A 16,264-nucleotide genomic window follows, 5' to 3' on the forward strand; every position below is an offset into this window, starting at 1 on the left:
TGTCCACCGAGGGGTGACGATCTCGGGGCGCCGGATCCGTAGCGTTCGAGGCAGTCGCGGCGCTCCGGCCGTGGTGCCGGATTCCGGTAATTCAAGGCGGATTCGGATGCATCCGCCACCACCGGAACCAGGAAGATCAAGGTCGACGGCTGGTCGGTGAACGTGTCCTGTTCCGGTGCTCCGGCGGACGGCAGGCCTGTCATCGTCCTTTTGCACGTCGCGCACGACGATGAAGGCGCGTCAGTGGTGGTGGCCGTCCCGGCCGAGGGTCTCCACGGGGGTCGCGCCGGGGCGGGTCCACTGCGGCACGGGGCGGCTGGTCGGGCCCCAGGTGGCGTTCCCGTCCGCGTCCGAGCGCCAGGACCAGCACGGGACGTCCCCCTCGGGCCAGCCCTCGGGCTTGTCCTCCCACGCCTCGCCGCGGCCGTAGGGCGTCATGTCGAGCAGGCCGAGGGACCCGTTGACCCGCTCGTTGCCACGGCCCGTCGTGGAGTAGGTGAGGAACACGCGGTCGCCGTCGCGCAGGAAGCAGGTGAGGTAACCCATGTCGCCACCGACCGGCGCGTCCACGTCGCGCACCGAGTACCAGGGCTGGGTGTAGCCCATGAACTCGACGTAGGAGGCCACCTCGTCCCACCTCCCCGTGGTCAGGACGACGAACGAGACACCGCGGGCGTTGAGGTAGACGGCGTCCTTCAGGTGCCAGGCCGTGGTGGTGCAGCCCTCGCACTGTCCCTGGTGCGGCGCGCCGTCGTACCACATGTGCTTGTAGACCACGAGCTCGTCGCGGCCCTGGAAGAGGTCCAGGAACGGGACCGGGCCGTCGGGTCCGACGACAGCGACCGTCCCGTCGAGCTCCACCATCGGCAGCCGGCGGCGGGCCGCGGCGATGGCGTCGCCCTCGCGGGTGTGGGCCTTCTCGCGGACCAGCAGCTCGTCACGGGCCGTCTGCCAGGTGGCCAGGTCAACGACGGGCGGGCGGCCGGGCAGCGCGGTGGTCGGGTCACTCGGCGTGGTTGTCATGGTGTCCTCCGTGGCGTCTCGTGCCGGGCAGCGTCGTACGGCGTCGTACGACGATCACCAGAACAGACTGGAGACCGGGCCGGAACTCATCGCGGCAAGGGGGACGCTCTGGTGCTGGGCGTCAGGCTTGCACGGTGGGCCGGACGACGATCTCGCTGATGTCGATGCCGACGGGCTGCTCGATCGCGTAACCGATCGCGGACGCGATGGCGGAGGGCGGTATGGCGATCTCGTCGCGCTGTCGGGCGGCCGCCGCCGCTGCTTCGGGACTCGCCCCCTTGCCCACGCCCTCAGTGTTGGTGAACCCCGGTGAGACGAGGGTGACGCGCAGGTCGGGTCCCGACTCCTGCCGCAGGCCCTCGGTCAGCACCTTCACCGCCGTCTTGGTGGCCGCGTAGACGGCCTGGGGAGATTTCACGACGTAGGCCGCGGTGGAGGCGACGTTGACGAACTGGCCGGAGCGCTGCCGGCGGAAGACGGGAAGTGCCGCCCCGATACCGTTCAGCAGGCCGGTGACATGTGTGGCGACCATGGCATCCCAGTCGTCCTGACGCAGCTCGTCGAACGGTGACACCGCCATCGTGCCGGCGTTGGAGACCAGCACATCGAGCCGGCCGAAGCGGTCGACCGCCGTGTCCGTCAGGCGCTTGAGGTCCTCGCGGCGCGTCACGTCGATGACGGCCCCGACGGCCGAGCCGCCCTGCGCCGTGATCCGGTCCACCACCGCGGTCAGCCGGTCCTCCCGTCGGGCCCCGAGCACGAGGTGGGCCCCTTTCTCGGCGAGGTGGGTCGCCGTAGCCGCTCCGATGCCGCTGCTGGCACCTGTGATTGCTACGACCTTGCCCTCGACACCTGGCATGAGCAACGTCACTCCAAGGGAGCAAGCCGAAGGGAACCGGAGAGGGGAATGGCGACCGATGACGGCCGGCAGTGCACAGCGCCCGTTGCGAGCTGACGCGCGGCGTAACAGGGACAAGATCCTCGCGGCCGCGGTGCGCGTGTACGCCGAGGAAGGGCTGGGTGCGCACCTGGAGCGCATCGCGAAAGAGGCGGGCGTGGGCAGCGCGACCCTGTACCGCAACTTCCCCACTCGGGAGGCTCTGATCGAGGCGGTCTACCGCAACGAGGTGGCCCAGCTGTGCGACGCCGTCCCCGGCCTGCTCGCGGCGCAGCCGCCCCACGAAGCCCTACGCGCCTGGACGCGCCTCTTCCTGGACTACGTCACCGCCAAATCCGGCATGGCCGACGCGCTGCGCACCATCGCCGCCGCGGGAAGCGACCCCTACGGCCACAGTCGGGACATGATCCAGGCTGCCGTCACCGCCCTGATGGACGCATGTGCGGCCGCCGGGGCGATCCGCGCCGACATCAGCGCCACCGACATGGGTGCCGCCCTCGAAGGCATCGCTCTTACCTCGGCCAAGCCCGAACAGCGGGAACGGGCCGAACGCCTGCTCGACCTCACGCTGGACGGCCTGAAGGCCCGTTCGTGAGGCGGGAAGGGCCGTCAAGGTGCCCGTTGCGGCGAGCAGCTGGAGGAACTTCCGGCGGTCGGCATGCAGATGGGTGTGTGTCAGAGGACGTCGTAAGTCAGATGCGTCGCGGTCGATGTCGAGGTCACGCTCCGCTGCACCAGCGTGCGCGGCGCTCCGCCGGTGAACAGTGGCGTCCCGGCGCCCAGCACGACGGGCGCGAGGTGCAGCGTCAGCGCGTCGACCAGCCCGGCGTCGAACGCCGAGCCGATCGTGGCGCCGCCGCCCATGAGGGCGACGTCGAGGTCCCTGCCGCTGTCCGACGACGCCGCCTCGGCGCGCTCGCGTGCGACGGTGACGGCGTCGGGCAGACCGGTGGTGACGAACGTCCAGTCGAGGCCCGTGAGCCGCACCGACTCCGGCGGCGAGCTCGTCACGACGATGAAGGCGGGTTTGCCGACCTCGCCGGCGCCGTAGCCGGTCGTGTCGTCCCAGCCGCGGGGCCCGTCGACCACGTCGAAGAGCTTGCGGCCGAGGACGACGGCGCCCGAGCGGGCGGTCGCCTCGCGCAGGACCCGGCGGTCGTCGGGGTCGTCGGAGAACGCCCAGGTGTGCAGGGCCTCGCCGCCGGTGCCCAGACCATTGTCCGGGCCGGGGTCGGGGCCGGTGACGAAGCCGTCGAGGGAGACCGAGATGTCAGCGATGATTCGAGTCATGCCAGTGCGGACTCGATCCGCCGCCCGAACTCATCGCCGGCGCATGAAACGTGTGCCGGATGCGAACCCGATGGCCTCTGATCCGCACCCAAGCAGGAGGGCAGAAGGCAGAGGCCATCAGAGGTCGAGCACCAGCCGAGGGCCGCAGGAACGCGAGACGCAGATCAGCATGGTGTCGCCGGCGGCACGCTCGTCCTCGTCGAGCAGTGAGTCCCGGTGGTCCGGCGTGCCTTCCAGCACGTCCGTCTCACAGGTGCCGCAGGTGCCTTCCCGGCAGGAGAACAGCACCGGGACGCCCGCCTCCTCCGCCACTTCGAGCACCGACCGGTCCGGTGGCACGGTGAGTGTGCGGCCCGAGCGGGTGAGCACCACCTCGAAGGCCTCGGCCTCGGCCGCCTCAGCCCCCTCGGCCGCCGACGGCTGGACCGGGGCGAACCGTTCGATGCCCAGGGTGCCGGCGGGCCAGTCGGCGCACTGCTCCCGCGCGGCCCGAAGCAGCGGCTCCGGACCGCAGGCGTGCACCAGCGTGCCCTCGCGGGGCGAGCCGAGGAAGGCGGCGAGATCCAGCAGGCCGTGGGTGTCCTGGGGCCGGATCAGTACGCGGTCCCCGTAGCGCGCCAGACGCTCCAGGAACGCCATGGAGTCGCGGGTACGGCCGCCGTACAACAGCTGCCAGTCGGCCCCCGCCGCTTCGGCGGCTTCCGCCATCGCCAGGATCGGAGTGATGCCGACGCCGCCCGCGATGAAGAGATGGCGCTCCGCCGCGCGCAGCGGGAAGTTGTTCCGCGGCCCGCGCACCCGCACGGCCGTGCCCTCAGCAAGACGGTCGTGGACGTACGCGGAACCGCCGCGGCCGCCCGGTTCGCGCAGTACCGCGATCTGCCAGGCCGTCTGGTCGGCCGGATTCCCGCACAGCGAGTACTGGCGGATGAGGCCGTTGTCCAGCAGCAGGTCGATATGCGCACCCGGCGCCCAGGCCGGGAGCGGATCGCCGTCAGGGTGGCGAAGGACGAGGGAGACGACGCCGTCGGCGGCATCGATGCGGGCGTCCACGACGAGGGTTGCCTCGCCGTGGTCCGCCTGGGACTGAGGTGCCTCGGGGCCCTGGAGGACCTGGAGCGGTTGGTTGGTCATGTGCGTCAACCTGAGTCTCGTACGGGTGGGGCGGGTGGGGGACGAGGGCGGGAGGCCAGGGACCTCAGACGCCCGGTACGTGCAGCAGCAGTGCGTCGCCCTGGCCGCCGCCCCCGCACAGGGCGGCGGCCCCGGTGCCGCCGCCGCGCCGCAGAAGTTCCTGGGCGAGGGTCAGGACGAGCCGGGCGCCGGTCATGCCGACCGGGTGGCCGAGGGCGATCGCGCCGCCGTTGACGTTCACCTTCTCCGGGGGAATGCCGAGTTCGCGTACGGAGGCCAGGGCCACCCCGGCGAACGCCTCGTTGATCTCGAACAGGTCGAGGTCGGCGGCCTTCAGCCGGCCGTCCCGGGACAGCGCGTCGCGGACCGCCCCGGCCGGCTGCACGAGCAGCGAGGGGTCGGGGCCCGCCACGGTGCCGTAGGCGCCGATCTCGGCGAGCGGTGTCAGGCCCTCGCGGCGGGCGCGGTCCGCGCTCATCACGACGACGGCCGCGGCGCCGTCGGAAAGCTGTGAGGAGTTGCCCGCCGTGATGGTGCCCGCACCGGAGAAGGCGGGCTTCAGGCGTCCCAGGGTCTCGGCGGTACTTGTCGGCCGTACGCCCTCGTCGGTGTCCACCACCGTCTCGCCCCGGCGTCCGGCCACCGTGACCGGGGCGATCTCCGCGGCGAACGCGCCGGACTCCTGGGCGCGGTGGGCCCGCTGGTGCGACAGGGCGCTGTACTCGTCCTGCTCCGCACGGGTCAGCGCGAAGGGCCGCTGGTAGCGCTCGGTGGCCGCGCCCATGGAGACCCCGTCGAAGGCGCAGGTCAGCGCGTCGCGGTCGAGGGCGTCCTCGACGGCCGTCGCCCCGTACTTCCAGCCGGTGCGGGATCCGCGCAGCAGATGCGGGGCGCCGGACATGGACTCCATGCCGCCCGCCACGACCACCTCGTGGCGCCCTGAGGCGATCATGAGATCGGCCAGGGCGATGGCGTGCAGCCCGGACAGGCACAGCTTGTTGACGGTGCTCGCCGGTACGGCGAAGGGGATACCCGCGGCCACGGCGGCCTGCCGAGCCGGGTTGGGGCCGGCCCCGGCCTGGACGACATGGCCCATGACGACGGCTTCCACGGCGGCCGGGTCCACCTGCGCGGCGGCCAGCGCGGCACTGACGGCGTGCGCGCCGAGGTCGACGGCGGACACCGTACTCAGGGCGCCCATCAGCTTTCCGATGGGCGTTCGGGCGCCGGCGACGATGACGGATCCGGGCATGGCCGGGACCTCCTGTGGATGTGGGTGGGTCAGAGGACGGCGTCGACGGAGCGTTCCGCGACCAGGTGGGCGGTCTCGTTCACCGAGTGCAGAACGATCCGGCCCCCGGGCATGCGGCGCACCCGGCTGACCGAGGTGTAGCCGGGATGGAACCAGAACATCCGGGGTATTTCGAGCACGGTCGCCAGATAGGTGTTGGTGATCCCGCCGTGGCACACGGCCGCGATCCGCTGTCCGGGGTGGGCGTCCAGCATGGTGTTCATGCCCCGCACCGCCCGGGCCCGGAAGGCGTCCCAGTCCAGGTCGGGCACGAAGTCCTCGTACCGTCCCTCGGCCAGAGCCACCGAACGGGGGTCGTCCGCGTTGATCTGCTCCGGCGGCGTGTAGGGGTGCGAGACGTCGGTGTCCCACTCGCGCAGATCGTCCAGCACGGTGGCGGTCAGGCCCGTCAGCTGTTCGAGGGGCGCCGCCGTCTCACGGGCCCGCCGGTACGGACTGGCGTAGAGGGCGTCGATGCCCTCGCCCGCCAGCCACGGGGCGAGGCGCTCGGCCTGGGCGATGCCCTCCGGCGACAGCTCGGGGTCGAAGACGCCCGAGACGGGCAGGCCGTGCCGGACAAGCAGAAGTTCCGTCATGAATCGTCCTTCGTATCCTTCGTATGAGGAGTGGTGAACACCGGTGCTCAGCCTGCGATCGTCCGGTCGGAGTCCCAGTAGGGGCGGCGCATCGCGCGCTTGTCGAGCTTGCCCATGGCGTTGCGGACGAGTTCGGGGACGACCTCGTACGACTTCGGGCACTTGTACGCGGCCAGCCGCTCGCGGCAGAACGTGTCCAGTTCCCCCTGCGCCGGTGCGCTCCCCTCGGTCACGACGACCAGGGCCCGCAGCGACTCACCGAAGTCGGGGTCGGGCACACCGATGACCGCCACTTCGGCGACCCCCGGGTGCTCGCGCAGCACCGCCTCGCTCTCCGCCGGGTACAGGTTCACCCCGCCGGAGACCACGACGTCCGCGGCCCGGTCGGTGATGAAGATGTAGCCGTCGGGGTCGACGTAGCCGATGTCGCCGAGGGTGAAGACGCCGGGGGCGACGTAGGCGGCCTTGGTCTTCTCCTCGTCCGCGTGGTAGCGCACGCCGCGGCCCTCCGGTGCCCGGAAGGCCAGCAGCCCGAGCTCACCGGTGGGAAGCGGACCACCGTCGTCGCCGGTCACCAGGACGTCGAAGGGCGACTGGACGCGCCCCACCGAACCGGGGTGCTCCAGCCACTCGGTGCTGTTGATGCGCGCGACCGTGCCCGCCTCGCTGGCCCCGTACGACTCGGTCAGCACCGGACCGAACCAGTCGATCATGGCCCGCTTGACCTCCGGGGGGCAGGCGGAGCCGGTGTGCGAGACCTGCACCAGGCTGGAGACGTCGTAGCGGGCGCGTATCTCCCGCGGCAGGGCCAGGAGCCGGGTGAAGTGGGTCGGCACCATCACCGACGAGGTGATCCGCCACTGCTCCACGCGGTGCAGGAACGTCTCCGCGTCGAACCTGCCGAGGATCACCACCGGCCGGCCGGCCGCGAGATGGCGCAGCGAGGTGAGCGGCCCGTTGTGCTGGAGCGGGCCGCACACCAGGTGCGGTCCCGGCGGGAAGCCGGGGCGGGCGGCCACCGCCTCCAGGTAGGCGGCGCTGTCCGTCACCGGGCCCTGCGCCCAGCGCACCTCGGTGCCGCGGGCCCGCCCTGTGGTGCCCGATGTGTAGACCAGCGGCGGTCGGGCGGGGCGGCCGACGGGCGCCGGCACCGGTTCCGCATCGGCCAGCCACTGGGTCCAGTCGATGGCGTCGTCCTTGGCCGGCATTCCGTGCACGACGACCGGGAGGCCGAGTTCCGCGCCCGCCTGCCGGGCGGCCGACTCGCCCGCCGGGCCGCTGATCACCGCCTTCGCACGCGCGTCGGTGAGCAGGTCGACCAGCTCGCGGACGGTCAGCTGCCGGGAAGCGGCCACGGTGCCGACGCCGGCCCGCAGACCGGCGAGATGGGCCACCATCGTGGCCACGGCGTTGTCGCCCAGGACGGCGACCCGGTCCTCCGGCTCGGGCGCGACCTCAAGGAGGCGCCCGGTCAGGCGTGCCACCTGGTCGGCGAGCCGCGACCAGGACAGGCTCTCGGTGTCGTCGGCCAGGGCGGTCGCGTTCGGCAGTTCGCGGGCACGCAGGTCGAGTGGCTGTAGGGACATGGATCCTCCGGCGCTCCTCGGTTCGTCCTCTCCCTCGCTCCACCGGGTGCACCCCGTCTGCCCAGCGGCCGGGCAGTGGGAGAGTCGACGCCAGGACTGTAGCGTTTATCAAGAAAGTACGGAACACTCTGACCCGAGCCGGACGCACACGCCCTTGTTGGGCACGTGACGCAGTCCCGCTTCGAGCCACTGTTACTGAAGCAGCCGTCTGGTAAGTGCCGGGTGGACGCGTGTGCCGAGGAGGTCACCATGCCCCAACCGAATGTGGACGAGTGGCGTGGTGCGGTCCGCCAGTGGCTGGCCGCGACGCTCGAACCCCGGCGGACGGCCGAGACCACCGCTCACACCGCCGCCGATCTCGCCGTCTTCCACAACCTCCCGGACGAGGAGGAGCGACGGCTGCTCGACCGCTGCCGCGCCTACCAGCGAGCCCGGCACGAGGCCGGCTACCAGGCCCTCACCCTTCCCCAGGAGAACGGCGGCCAGGGCCTGACCGCCGCCCACGCGGCCCTCTTCGCGCAGGAGGAGTCGGCGTTCGACGTACCGCCGTCCACCGAGCTGATCAGCGTCACCGTGCGGCTGGTCGCGATGTCCGTCTCCCTGTTCGGAACGCCCGAGCAGCGCGAGACCTACGCCCGTGCCTTCCTCCGTACGGACCTGCTGGCCTGCCAGCTCTTCAGCGAACCCGGCGCCGGCTCCGACCTGGCCGCGCTGCGCACCCGCGCCCGCCAGGACGGTGAGGAGTGGGTGATCGACGGCCAGAAGGTGTGGACCTCGGGGGCACAGTTCGCCGAGTACGGCCTGCTGCTCGCCCGTACCGACCCGGACGTCGTGAAGCAGGCCGGCATTACCGCGTTCCTGGTCCCCATGGACAGCCCGGGCGTGGAGATCCGTCCGATCCGGCAGATGAGCGGCGGCGCCTCCTTCAACGAGGTCTTCCTCAGCGGCGTACGCGTCCCGGACGGGCTGCGGATCGGCCGCCCCGGCCAGGGCTGGGAGGTCGCCAATGCCACTCTCGCCTTCGAGCGCACCGCCTCCGGCTCCGGAAACCGGCGCAAGGGCGGCACCTTCGACGACGTACTCGCCCTCGCCCGCTCGCTGAACCGGACCGGGGACCCGCTGGTACGCCAGCAGCTCGCCGACCTGTACGTCCGCAGCGCACTGCGCGCCGCCACCGTGGACCGCGTCGCCAGGGCGAGCGCGGCCGGCGGACGGCCGGGCCCCGAGGCCTCACTGACCAAACTCATGGCATCCGACCTGCTCACCCGCACCGGACAGCTCGCCGCGGAACTCATGGGCGCCCGGATCAGCGCCGACACCGGGGAGCCGGGCACCTTCGCCTGGACCGAACACCTCCTCGGCGCCCCGGGCTACCGGCTGGCCGGCGGCACCGACCAGATCCAGCGCAACCTGATCGGCGAGCGGGTGCTGAAGCTGCCGGGGGAGCCGCGGGTCGACAAGGTGCCGTTCTCCGAACTGTCCGGCAACTGAACGCAACAACACAGGCACTGACGCAACACCACAGGCACTGAGGAGTGACATCGATGGATCTGGGACTGACAGGTGCGAACGCGCTGGTGACCGGTGCGAGCCGGGGCATCGGCCGGGCCATTGCGGGAACCCTCGCCGCCGAGGGCTGCGCGCTGGCCCTGTGCGCCCGGGGCGAGGAGGCGCTGGCCAAGGCCGCCGCCGAACTGCGCGGCGAAGGAGCGACGGTGTTCGCCGAGGCGGTCGACGTCACCGACCCGGCCGCGCTCGCGGGCTTCGTGGAGCGGGCGGCCGGTGAACTCGGCGGCCTGGACCTGCTGGTGTCCAACGTCTCGGCGGGCAACGTCAAGGGTCCCGAGTCGTGGGAGGCCAGCCTGCGCGGCGACCTGGTCCCGTTCGCGGGACTCGTCGAGGCGGCCATGCCGTATCTGGAGGCCTCCGACCGGGCCGCTGTCGTGGCCATCGGCACCACCAACGCCTCCGACACCGCCCGCCCGGCCGGAGCCAACTCGTACTCCGCCCTGAAGGCAGCCGTAGTCCAGCACGCCTCCGCGCTCGCGCACGCCCTCGCCCCGAAGGGCATCCGCGTCAACACCGTCTCGCCCGGCCCCATCGACTTCCCCGGCGGCGCCTGGGAGACCATCCGCACCAGCCGCCCCGAGGTGTACGAAGAGGTCCTCGCCAAGCTGCCGATCGGCCGCTACGGCACCGCGGAGGACGTGGCCGCGGCAGTGGCCTTCCTGCTGGGCCGGACCGGCTCGTTCTGCGTCGGCGTCAACCTCGTGGTGGACGGCGGGCTGCTCACCCGCGTCCAGTACTGAGTCGTGGCGGGCCCGGCCGGCCGGCTGGATGCCGTACTGGTCTGCGGCGGAAAGTGGCACGACTTCGACTACGCGCGGCTGCGGCTGCTGGACCTGCTGGACGGCCACCCCCGCGTCCGCACGCGGGTCTACGAGGACTACGACTGCGTGCCCGCGTTGGAGCGGGCCGACCTGTTGGTGACCTACACCTGCGATGTGCGGCCCCGTCCCGCCCAGCGGGCCGCCCTGGCACGCTTCGTCGAGCGGGGCGGGCGCTGGCTCGCCCTCCACGGCACCAACTCGGTGATCGAGGCGTCGGCCGACGGCGGGCCCCGGATGTTCACGACTCCGCGGCTGTTCGGCGAGCTGGCCGGGGTGCTGGGCAGCCAGTTCCTGGCCCACCCGCCGATCGCGCCGTACGAGGTACGCGTGACCCGGCCGGATCATCCGCTGGTCGCCGGGATCGAACCGTTCACGGTCACCGACGAGCTGTACGTGTGCGAGCTGCACGGGGACTTGGAGGTGCTGCTGCATGCCGAGTACACGGGGCCGTGCCGGGGGTTCGCCGAGGGGGACACGGCGGCGCTCGATGAAGCGCCCCGTCCGGTGCTGTACCTGAAGCGACACGGGCTCGGCGAGGTCTGTTACTTCACGCTCGGTCATTGCCGGGGGCGGTACGACATGCAGGACCTCGGTGTGGACGACACCGGGCGGGTGGACCGAGGGCCCTGGGAGACGCCGGAGTTCCTGACGGTGCTCGGGCGGTGTGTGGAGCGGGTGGTGGGCAAGGGGTCGTAAGGTTTCGCCCCCGCCGCCCCTACCCTCCCCCGCTGTCGGCCCTGAACGGGCCTCGTCCTCAAACGCCGGACGGGCTGAAATCAGCCTCTCCGGCGTTTGAGGAGCGGGGTCTGGGGCGGAGCCCCAGAAGGCGCGCACCCCCACTCAACCGTGCGGCAGCACCACCGCACGCCCCTCGATCTCCCCGGCATGCAGGCGCTCGTACGCCAGCGGCGCGTCCTCGATCGAGAACGTCTCGACGTGGGAGGAGACGAGCCCCTGCCGCGCGAGCTCGATCACGTCAATCAGCTCACCCCGGCTGCCCCAGTAGGGCGCCGAAGCGGACACCTCGAGCGGCAGACCCCCGCCGAAGCCCACCGCGAGGGTGCCTCCGCCGATGCCGACGACGGTCACGTCGCCCGCCACCGCCACCGACGCGGCGGCCACCGCCAGCGTCGCCCCGGCCCCGACGAAGTCCAGCACCACCTCGGCCCCGACGCCCCCGGTCAGCTCCCGCACCCGAGCCGCCGCCTCGCCGTCGGAGAGCAGCGTCTCGTGGGCGCCGACGGCGTGCGCCAGTTCCAGCTTCTCCTTGCTCAGGTCGAGGGCGACCACCCGGGCCGGCGTCAGGGCACGCAGCAGCTGTACGGCGATATGGCCCAGGCCACCCACGCCGATCACCACCGCAGTACTGCCCGGCACGAGCTTGGGCAGGGACGCGCGGATCGCGTGATACGGCGTCAGCCCGGCATCGGTGAGCGGTGCGGCCTGTACCGGGGACAGTCCGTTCAGCGGCACCAGATGGCGCGGCGAATCCACCACCATGTACTCCGCGAGAGCGCCCGGAGCGCCGAGCCCGGGCGGCATGATGCCGAGTCCGGCGGCGTGCGGGCAGCAGTTCTCCTTGCCCTCCGCGCACTTGCGGCAGCGGCCACAGCCCCACGGGCCGTACACCGCCACCTCGTCGCCCTCCGTCACCCCGGTGGCCCCGCTGCCCAGGGCCGCGACGGTGCCGACACCCTCGTGACCGAGCGTCATCGGCAGCGGATACGGGAACTGCTCCGCCGGCCAGCTCATGACCGCGAGGTCCGAGTGGCACAGCCCGGCGGCCGTCACCTTCAGCAGCACCTGACCCGGGCCCGGCTCGGGTACCGGAACCTCGACGACCTCCGGAGCGTTCCCCACCGTCCGGTACTGAATCGCCTTCATCGTCCTGCCTCCTGGTCCGGGGTGCGCTTCATGTCAGCTTCGGCGGTGACCGAAGGGTCGGCAACCGACGGCGACCTGCGCCGGCGCAGCACGGCCGGCAGGGCGATCCGTCCGCCCGTGAGGACAAGCGCCACGATCAGGACCGAGCCGGTGAACAGGCTCGCCGCCCACTGCGCGCTGGTGGCGAGCCCGAGCCCGGTGATGCCGGTACCGAGCAGCAGCACGGCGATGACCGTGCCCCAGGCGTTGAAGCGGCCCGCGCGCAGCTGGGTCGCCCCGACGAAGGCCGCCGCGTAGGCCGACAGCAGATACGGCGTGCCCGCGGTCGGCGATCCGGATCCCACCGAGGACGCGAAGACGACTCCGGCGAGACCGGACAGCAGTGCGGAGGCCACCAGCGTCAGGAAGCGCAGCCGGTTGGTTCGTACCCCTTGCAGGCGTGCCGCGTCCGCGTTGAAGCCGGTCGCGTACAACCGGCGTCCGGTGGCGGTGTGTTCCAGCAGGAACCAGATGGCCGTCGCGGCGAGGAGCAGATACAGCACCGGCAGCGTGATGCCGCCCGCGTCCAGCTGGGCGATGTTCGCGAACGGCTTGGCCAGCAGCTGCACTCCCGTGATGGAGCTGTCGTTGGTGACCATGGTGATCAGGGACTGGATCAGTGCGCCGGTGGCCAGGGTCGCGATGAAGGAGTCGACCCGCAGCACCACGACCACGATCCCGTTGACCACGCCGATCAGCGCAGCGGCGGTCATCGCCAGGGCGATCGCCGTCCCGGCGCCGAGCCCCGCGGAGACCATGAAGTAGGCGGTCAGCACGCTGGTGAGGGACATGGTGAAGGCGACCGACAGGTCGAAGACGCGCGCGGCCAGCGGAAGCACGACGCTGAGCGCCACCAGCCCGGCCACGGCGTTGCCGTTGAGGACCTGCTTGACCGTGGTGACGGTCGGGAACGTGTCCGGCGCCCACAGGGAGAAGAGCACGGCGATCAGCAGCCACACGTAGACGGCGCCGATGTTCCGGAACGACAGGGCGGCCACGGCACGCCGGGCCAGTGCGCCCGGCGTCCCCGCGGCGGACACCGCGGGGACGTCCGGTCCGGTCGGCCGGAGCTCGGCGGCCCGGGTCGGGGTGGATGTCATGTCACACGGTTCCTTCCATGGCGTGGATGAGTGCGGGCTCGGTGATGTCCCGGCCGCTGATCTCCCGTACGACCCGGCCGTCCCGTACCACCAGGACGCGGGTGCACAGCGCGAGCAGGTCCTGCGTGTCGGACGAGGACACGATCACGCCCATGCCGTCGTCGGCCTGACGTTCGATCAGGTCGTACAGCTGGAGGCGGGTGGCGATGTCGACGCCCGCCGTGGGTTCGCACAGCACCAGCACCGGCGGCTGCTGGGCCAGGCAGCGGGCCATGACGACCTTCTGCTGGTTGCCGCCGCTCAGCGTGGTGATCCGGGCCCCGCGGCCCGCCGTGCGCACCCCCACCCGCCGGATCCACTCTTCGGCGAGCGAGGATTCGCGGCGCCGGTGCAGTCGTCCGGCCCGCGCGCGCAGCCGGTCGAGCAGGGGCAGGGTGAGGTTCTCGCCGACCGAGAAGTCGCCGATGACGCCCTCGCTCGCCCGGTCGGCGGGGACCAGCGGGATGCCCAGCCCACCGGCGTCCTTCGCGTCGACCCACCGCCGGGCACGCTCCGGCAACCGCACCCGGCCGCGCACCGGACCGGTGTACGCCCCGGACACCGCGTACGGCACCACCTCATGGCCGGACCCCACCAGGCCGGTGATGCCCAGCCGTTCCCCTCTGGCCAGGCTGAAGCCGATGCCGCGCAGCGGGCCTGCCCACAGGTCGCGGACCTCCAGCACGGACTCGTCGGGGGCGGAAGGCGGCTGCGGCCGGTGGGCGGTGGTCTCCATCGCCTCGCCCGCCATCAGCTCCGCCAGCGAGCGGTGAGTGAGCTCGGCGACCCGGCGGGTGGCGATCCGGCGTCCGCCGCGGATCACGGTGACCCGGTCGGCCAGCGCGAAGATCTCGTCCATGCGGTGTGAGACGTACAGGACGCTGGCCCCGGCGTCGCGGATCTCCCGCACGATGTCGAAGAGCCGGGCCACCTCGCCGGGCGGCAGTACGGCGGTCGGCTCGTCGAGCACCAGGACGCCGCGGCGGCCCTCCCAGCCCTGAAGGGCGGCGGCGATGGCCACCACCGCGCGCTGGACCGGGGTGGCCGTCGACAGCGGACGGCGTACGTCGATGCCGAGGCCGAACCGCTCGACCAGCGCGGTCGTCCGGCGCTCCATCTCCGGCCAGCGGATGTTGCCGAGGGCCGTGCGGGCGAAGCCGCGGCTGAGCGCGAGATTGTCGGTGGCGCTCAACTCGCCCACCAGGCCCAGCTCCTGGTGGACGAAGCGGAGCCGGTCGTGTCGCGAGCCGGTGACCTGGCCCAGGCCGAAGGGCTCGCCGTCGAGTTCGGCGACCGCTCCGGGCTCGGCGTGGTGGTAACCGGCGAGGATCTTGATGAGGGTGGACTTTCCGGAGCCGTTGGGCCCGATCAGCGCGTGGATCTCGCCGGGCGCGATGTCCAGGTCGACGTCCTTCAGTGCCTGGGTTCCGCCGAATCGCTTCGACAGTCCGGACACCCGCAGCACGGGCCGATCGCTCTCATGGGTACCGGCCGGCCATCGAGTGGTCTCCGGTGATGTATCAGCGTGCACCGCTGCTCCCTCGGTCGAACGGCGCCGCCGCCGGCCGGTTGCCGACGGCGGGGGCCGGGTCGGTCAGTTCAGGCCCCAGAGCGCCTTGAACTGCTCCTGGTAGTCCTCGACGAGCGGGAAGTCCTTGAGCGTGGCTATGAGGTTGTCCTTGGTGATCAGCATGTTGGGCAGCACCGCCTTCTGGTCCACGTCCATGGACTGGCCGGTGAAGTGGCGGGCCAGCGCGTCGGCCTGGAGCCAGGCGGTCTCGTGCGAGTTCAGCGCCATCGCGCCATCGCTCAGGCCGCTGTCGATGTACTGGTAGTTCTGCGCGTCGCCGACATTCACGGCGATGTGCTTGCCGGTGACGCCGGCGGTCTTCAGCGCGGTCGGGACGCCCACATTGAGCAGGCCGAGCGAGAAGACGATGTGCGTGACCTTCGGGTGCGAGCGGACGTACGACACCACGCGGTCGGGCATGTCCTTGCCGATCGCGGTGATCGGCACGTCGACGGTGTCCAGCGCGCAGCCCTCGCACCACTCCTTGTACTTGGCGGCGAACGTGTCCTTGACGGGCTTGAGGATGGTGTAGACGGGCAGGTCGAAGTAGACGGTGTTGGCCTCGGCGCCGCTGTCGGACACCACCCATGAGGCGAGCATCTCGCCCTGGACGCCGACGTCCTTCGGTCCGTTGTTGAGCAGCTCGATGCCGTCGCCCACCACATCGTCGGCGTTCGACTGGATGACCGGGATACCGGCCTGCTTCAGCTTTGCCAGCTGCTTCGCGTACACCGCGCGCGGGAATCCGGAGGAGACGACGGCGTCCGGCTTGTCGCGCAGCGCCTGCTCGTAGGCGGACTGGACGGATTCCGGCGTGCCCTGCGTGGGGATCAGCTCCACCTCCCAGCCGAGCTGGTTGGCAGCCTCGGTGAAGAAGTCGGCCAGGTCCTTGCAGGACTGCACCCCGCAGAGAATGAAGTCGATCTTCTTGTCCGCGGGGATCTGCTTGCCGACCGGTTTGGTGACAGGGATCGTGCTCGGACGCTTCGAGTACTTCGCCAGGGCCTGGCGGGCCGCGGTCAGGCCGGGGGAGTCCGCGGCCTTCTTGACGGAGTCGGCGGCCGGAGTCGTGTCGGTGGCGCCGCACGCCGCCAGGGCGAGCAGGGCGGTGACGGAGACGATCGCGGTGAGCGCGCGACGGACCGCGCGTCCGGGTCTGGAACTCATCGTTGAGTACTCCCGTGGTGTGGTGCCTGTGCTGTCGCGGCCCGCGTCGCTCCCGCGTCCGCGGCGGCCGGCTCTGTACAGGCGGTTCCTGTGCCGCCCGCGCCGGGACGGCACGCTCAGGTGATCGAGCGGGCTGGGTGGATCGCCGTCGTGGGGTACGGCACGGGCCGCCGTGGCAAGCGGGCGGCGCTGTGGCCCTGACGGGGCAGACGCTGCCCCAGGCCGAAGAGAAACTTGTGAGGCTCTACAGCCTCGGG

The 16,264-nt window shown here is 71.7% G+C and carries 15 protein-coding genes; 4 read left to right on the forward strand and 11 right to left on the reverse strand.

What is annotated here, in order from left to right; genetic code table 11:
- Window positions 1–240: 240 nt before the first annotated feature.
- Together AB0I77_RS21225 and AB0I77_RS21230 are read right to left on the reverse strand one after the other, a co-directional pair.
- Window positions 241–1,023 carry a DUF899 domain-containing protein gene (locus AB0I77_RS21225; protein ID WP_363284181.1) on the reverse strand — a complete coding sequence of 261 codons (783 nt, stop codon included), beginning with the start codon at window positions 1,021–1,023 and terminating at the stop codon, window positions 241–243.
- Between the two features lie 121 nt (window positions 1,024–1,144).
- Window positions 1,145–1,882 (reverse strand): SDR family oxidoreductase, encoded by a 738-nt coding sequence (locus AB0I77_RS21230; RefSeq protein ID WP_363284182.1) that lies wholly within the window; start codon window positions 1,880–1,882, stop codon window positions 1,145–1,147.
- Window positions 1,883–1,940: 58 nt separating this feature from the next.
- On the opposite strand from AB0I77_RS21230, the gene AB0I77_RS21235 reads away from it, so the two are divergent.
- The gene (locus AB0I77_RS21235) at window positions 1,941–2,516 is read left to right on the forward strand and encodes a helix-turn-helix domain-containing protein (RefSeq protein WP_363284183.1); all 576 of its coding nucleotides are present in this window, start codon (window positions 1,941–1,943) and stop codon (window positions 2,514–2,516) included.
- A gap of 80 nt (window positions 2,517–2,596) precedes the next feature.
- Here AB0I77_RS21235 and AB0I77_RS21240 read toward each other — a convergent pair whose 3' ends face one another.
- The 5 genes from AB0I77_RS21240 to AB0I77_RS21260 all read right to left on the reverse strand — a co-directional run bounded on the left by AB0I77_RS21240 (window position 2,597) and on the right by AB0I77_RS21260 (window position 7,818).
- Window positions 2,597–3,211 carry a dihydrofolate reductase family protein gene (locus AB0I77_RS21240; protein WP_363284184.1) on the reverse strand — a complete coding sequence of 205 codons (615 nt, stop codon included), beginning with the start codon at window positions 3,209–3,211 and terminating at the stop codon, window positions 2,597–2,599.
- Window positions 3,212–3,328: 117 nt separating this feature from the next.
- Window positions 3,329–4,345 carry a PDR/VanB family oxidoreductase gene (locus AB0I77_RS21245; RefSeq protein ID WP_363284185.1) on the reverse strand — a complete coding sequence of 339 codons (1,017 nt, stop codon included), beginning with the start codon at window positions 4,343–4,345 and terminating at the stop codon, window positions 3,329–3,331.
- 64 nt (window positions 4,346–4,409) lie between these two features.
- A complete protein-coding gene (locus tag AB0I77_RS21250) occupies window positions 4,410–5,597 on the reverse strand; it encodes an acetyl-CoA C-acyltransferase (protein WP_363284186.1) in 1,188 nt (395 codons plus the stop codon).
- A gap of 29 nt (window positions 5,598–5,626) precedes the next feature.
- Window positions 5,627–6,232, reverse strand: a complete 606-nt coding sequence (locus AB0I77_RS21255; protein WP_363284187.1) for a histidine phosphatase family protein — start codon at window positions 6,230–6,232, stop codon at window positions 5,627–5,629.
- A 47-nt stretch (window positions 6,233–6,279) separates the two neighbouring features.
- Window positions 6,280–7,818: an AMP-binding protein gene (locus AB0I77_RS21260; protein WP_363284188.1), complete on the reverse strand. Its 1,539-nt coding sequence runs from the start codon at window positions 7,816–7,818 to the stop codon at window positions 6,280–6,282.
- Between the two features lie 249 nt (window positions 7,819–8,067).
- Here AB0I77_RS21260 and AB0I77_RS21265 point away from each other — a divergent pair, with 249 nt between their 5' ends.
- Genes AB0I77_RS21265 through AB0I77_RS21275 form a run of 3 tightly spaced genes read left to right on the forward strand, consistent with a single transcriptional unit; the run spans window position 8,068 to window position 10,904 of the window.
- Window positions 8,068–9,309, forward strand: coding sequence for an acyl-CoA dehydrogenase family protein (locus AB0I77_RS21265; protein ID WP_363284189.1), 1,242 nt, complete (start codon window positions 8,068–8,070; stop codon window positions 9,307–9,309).
- Window positions 9,310–9,362: 53 nt separating this feature from the next.
- Window positions 9,363–10,127, forward strand: a complete 765-nt coding sequence (locus AB0I77_RS21270; RefSeq protein ID WP_363284190.1) for an SDR family oxidoreductase — start codon at window positions 9,363–9,365, stop codon at window positions 10,125–10,127.
- A 3-nt stretch (window positions 10,128–10,130) separates the two neighbouring features.
- Window positions 10,131–10,904: a ThuA domain-containing protein gene (locus AB0I77_RS21275; RefSeq protein ID WP_363284191.1), complete on the forward strand. Its 774-nt coding sequence runs from the start codon at window positions 10,131–10,133 to the stop codon at window positions 10,902–10,904.
- Between the two features lie 144 nt (window positions 10,905–11,048).
- Here AB0I77_RS21275 and AB0I77_RS21280 read toward each other — a convergent pair whose 3' ends face one another.
- The 4 genes from AB0I77_RS21280 to AB0I77_RS21295 form a co-directional block, all read right to left on the reverse strand.
- The gene (locus AB0I77_RS21280; protein ID WP_363284192.1) at window positions 11,049–12,092 is read right to left on the reverse strand and encodes an NAD(P)-dependent alcohol dehydrogenase; all 1,044 of its coding nucleotides are present in this window, start codon (window positions 12,090–12,092) and stop codon (window positions 11,049–11,051) included.
- A complete protein-coding gene (locus tag AB0I77_RS21285) occupies window positions 12,089–13,231 on the reverse strand; it encodes an ABC transporter permease (protein ID WP_363284193.1) in 1,143 nt (380 codons plus the stop codon). Before AB0I77_RS21285 ends, AB0I77_RS21280 begins: the two co-directional genes overlap by 4 nt.
- A 1-nt stretch (window position 13,232) precedes the next feature.
- Window positions 13,233–14,801 (reverse strand): sugar ABC transporter ATP-binding protein, encoded by a 1,569-nt coding sequence (locus tag AB0I77_RS21290; protein ID WP_363284194.1) that lies wholly within the window; start codon window positions 14,799–14,801, stop codon window positions 13,233–13,235.
- A gap of 63 nt (window positions 14,802–14,864) precedes the next feature.
- Window positions 14,865–16,007 (reverse strand): substrate-binding domain-containing protein, encoded by a 1,143-nt coding sequence (locus AB0I77_RS21295; protein ID WP_363284195.1) that lies wholly within the window; start codon window positions 16,005–16,007, stop codon window positions 14,865–14,867.
- Window positions 16,008–16,264 lie beyond the last annotated feature (257 nt).

It is taken from the genome of Streptomyces sp. NPDC050619 (genome assembly GCF_040654815.1).
GTDB lineage: Bacteria > Actinomycetota > Actinomycetes > Streptomycetales > Streptomycetaceae > Streptomyces.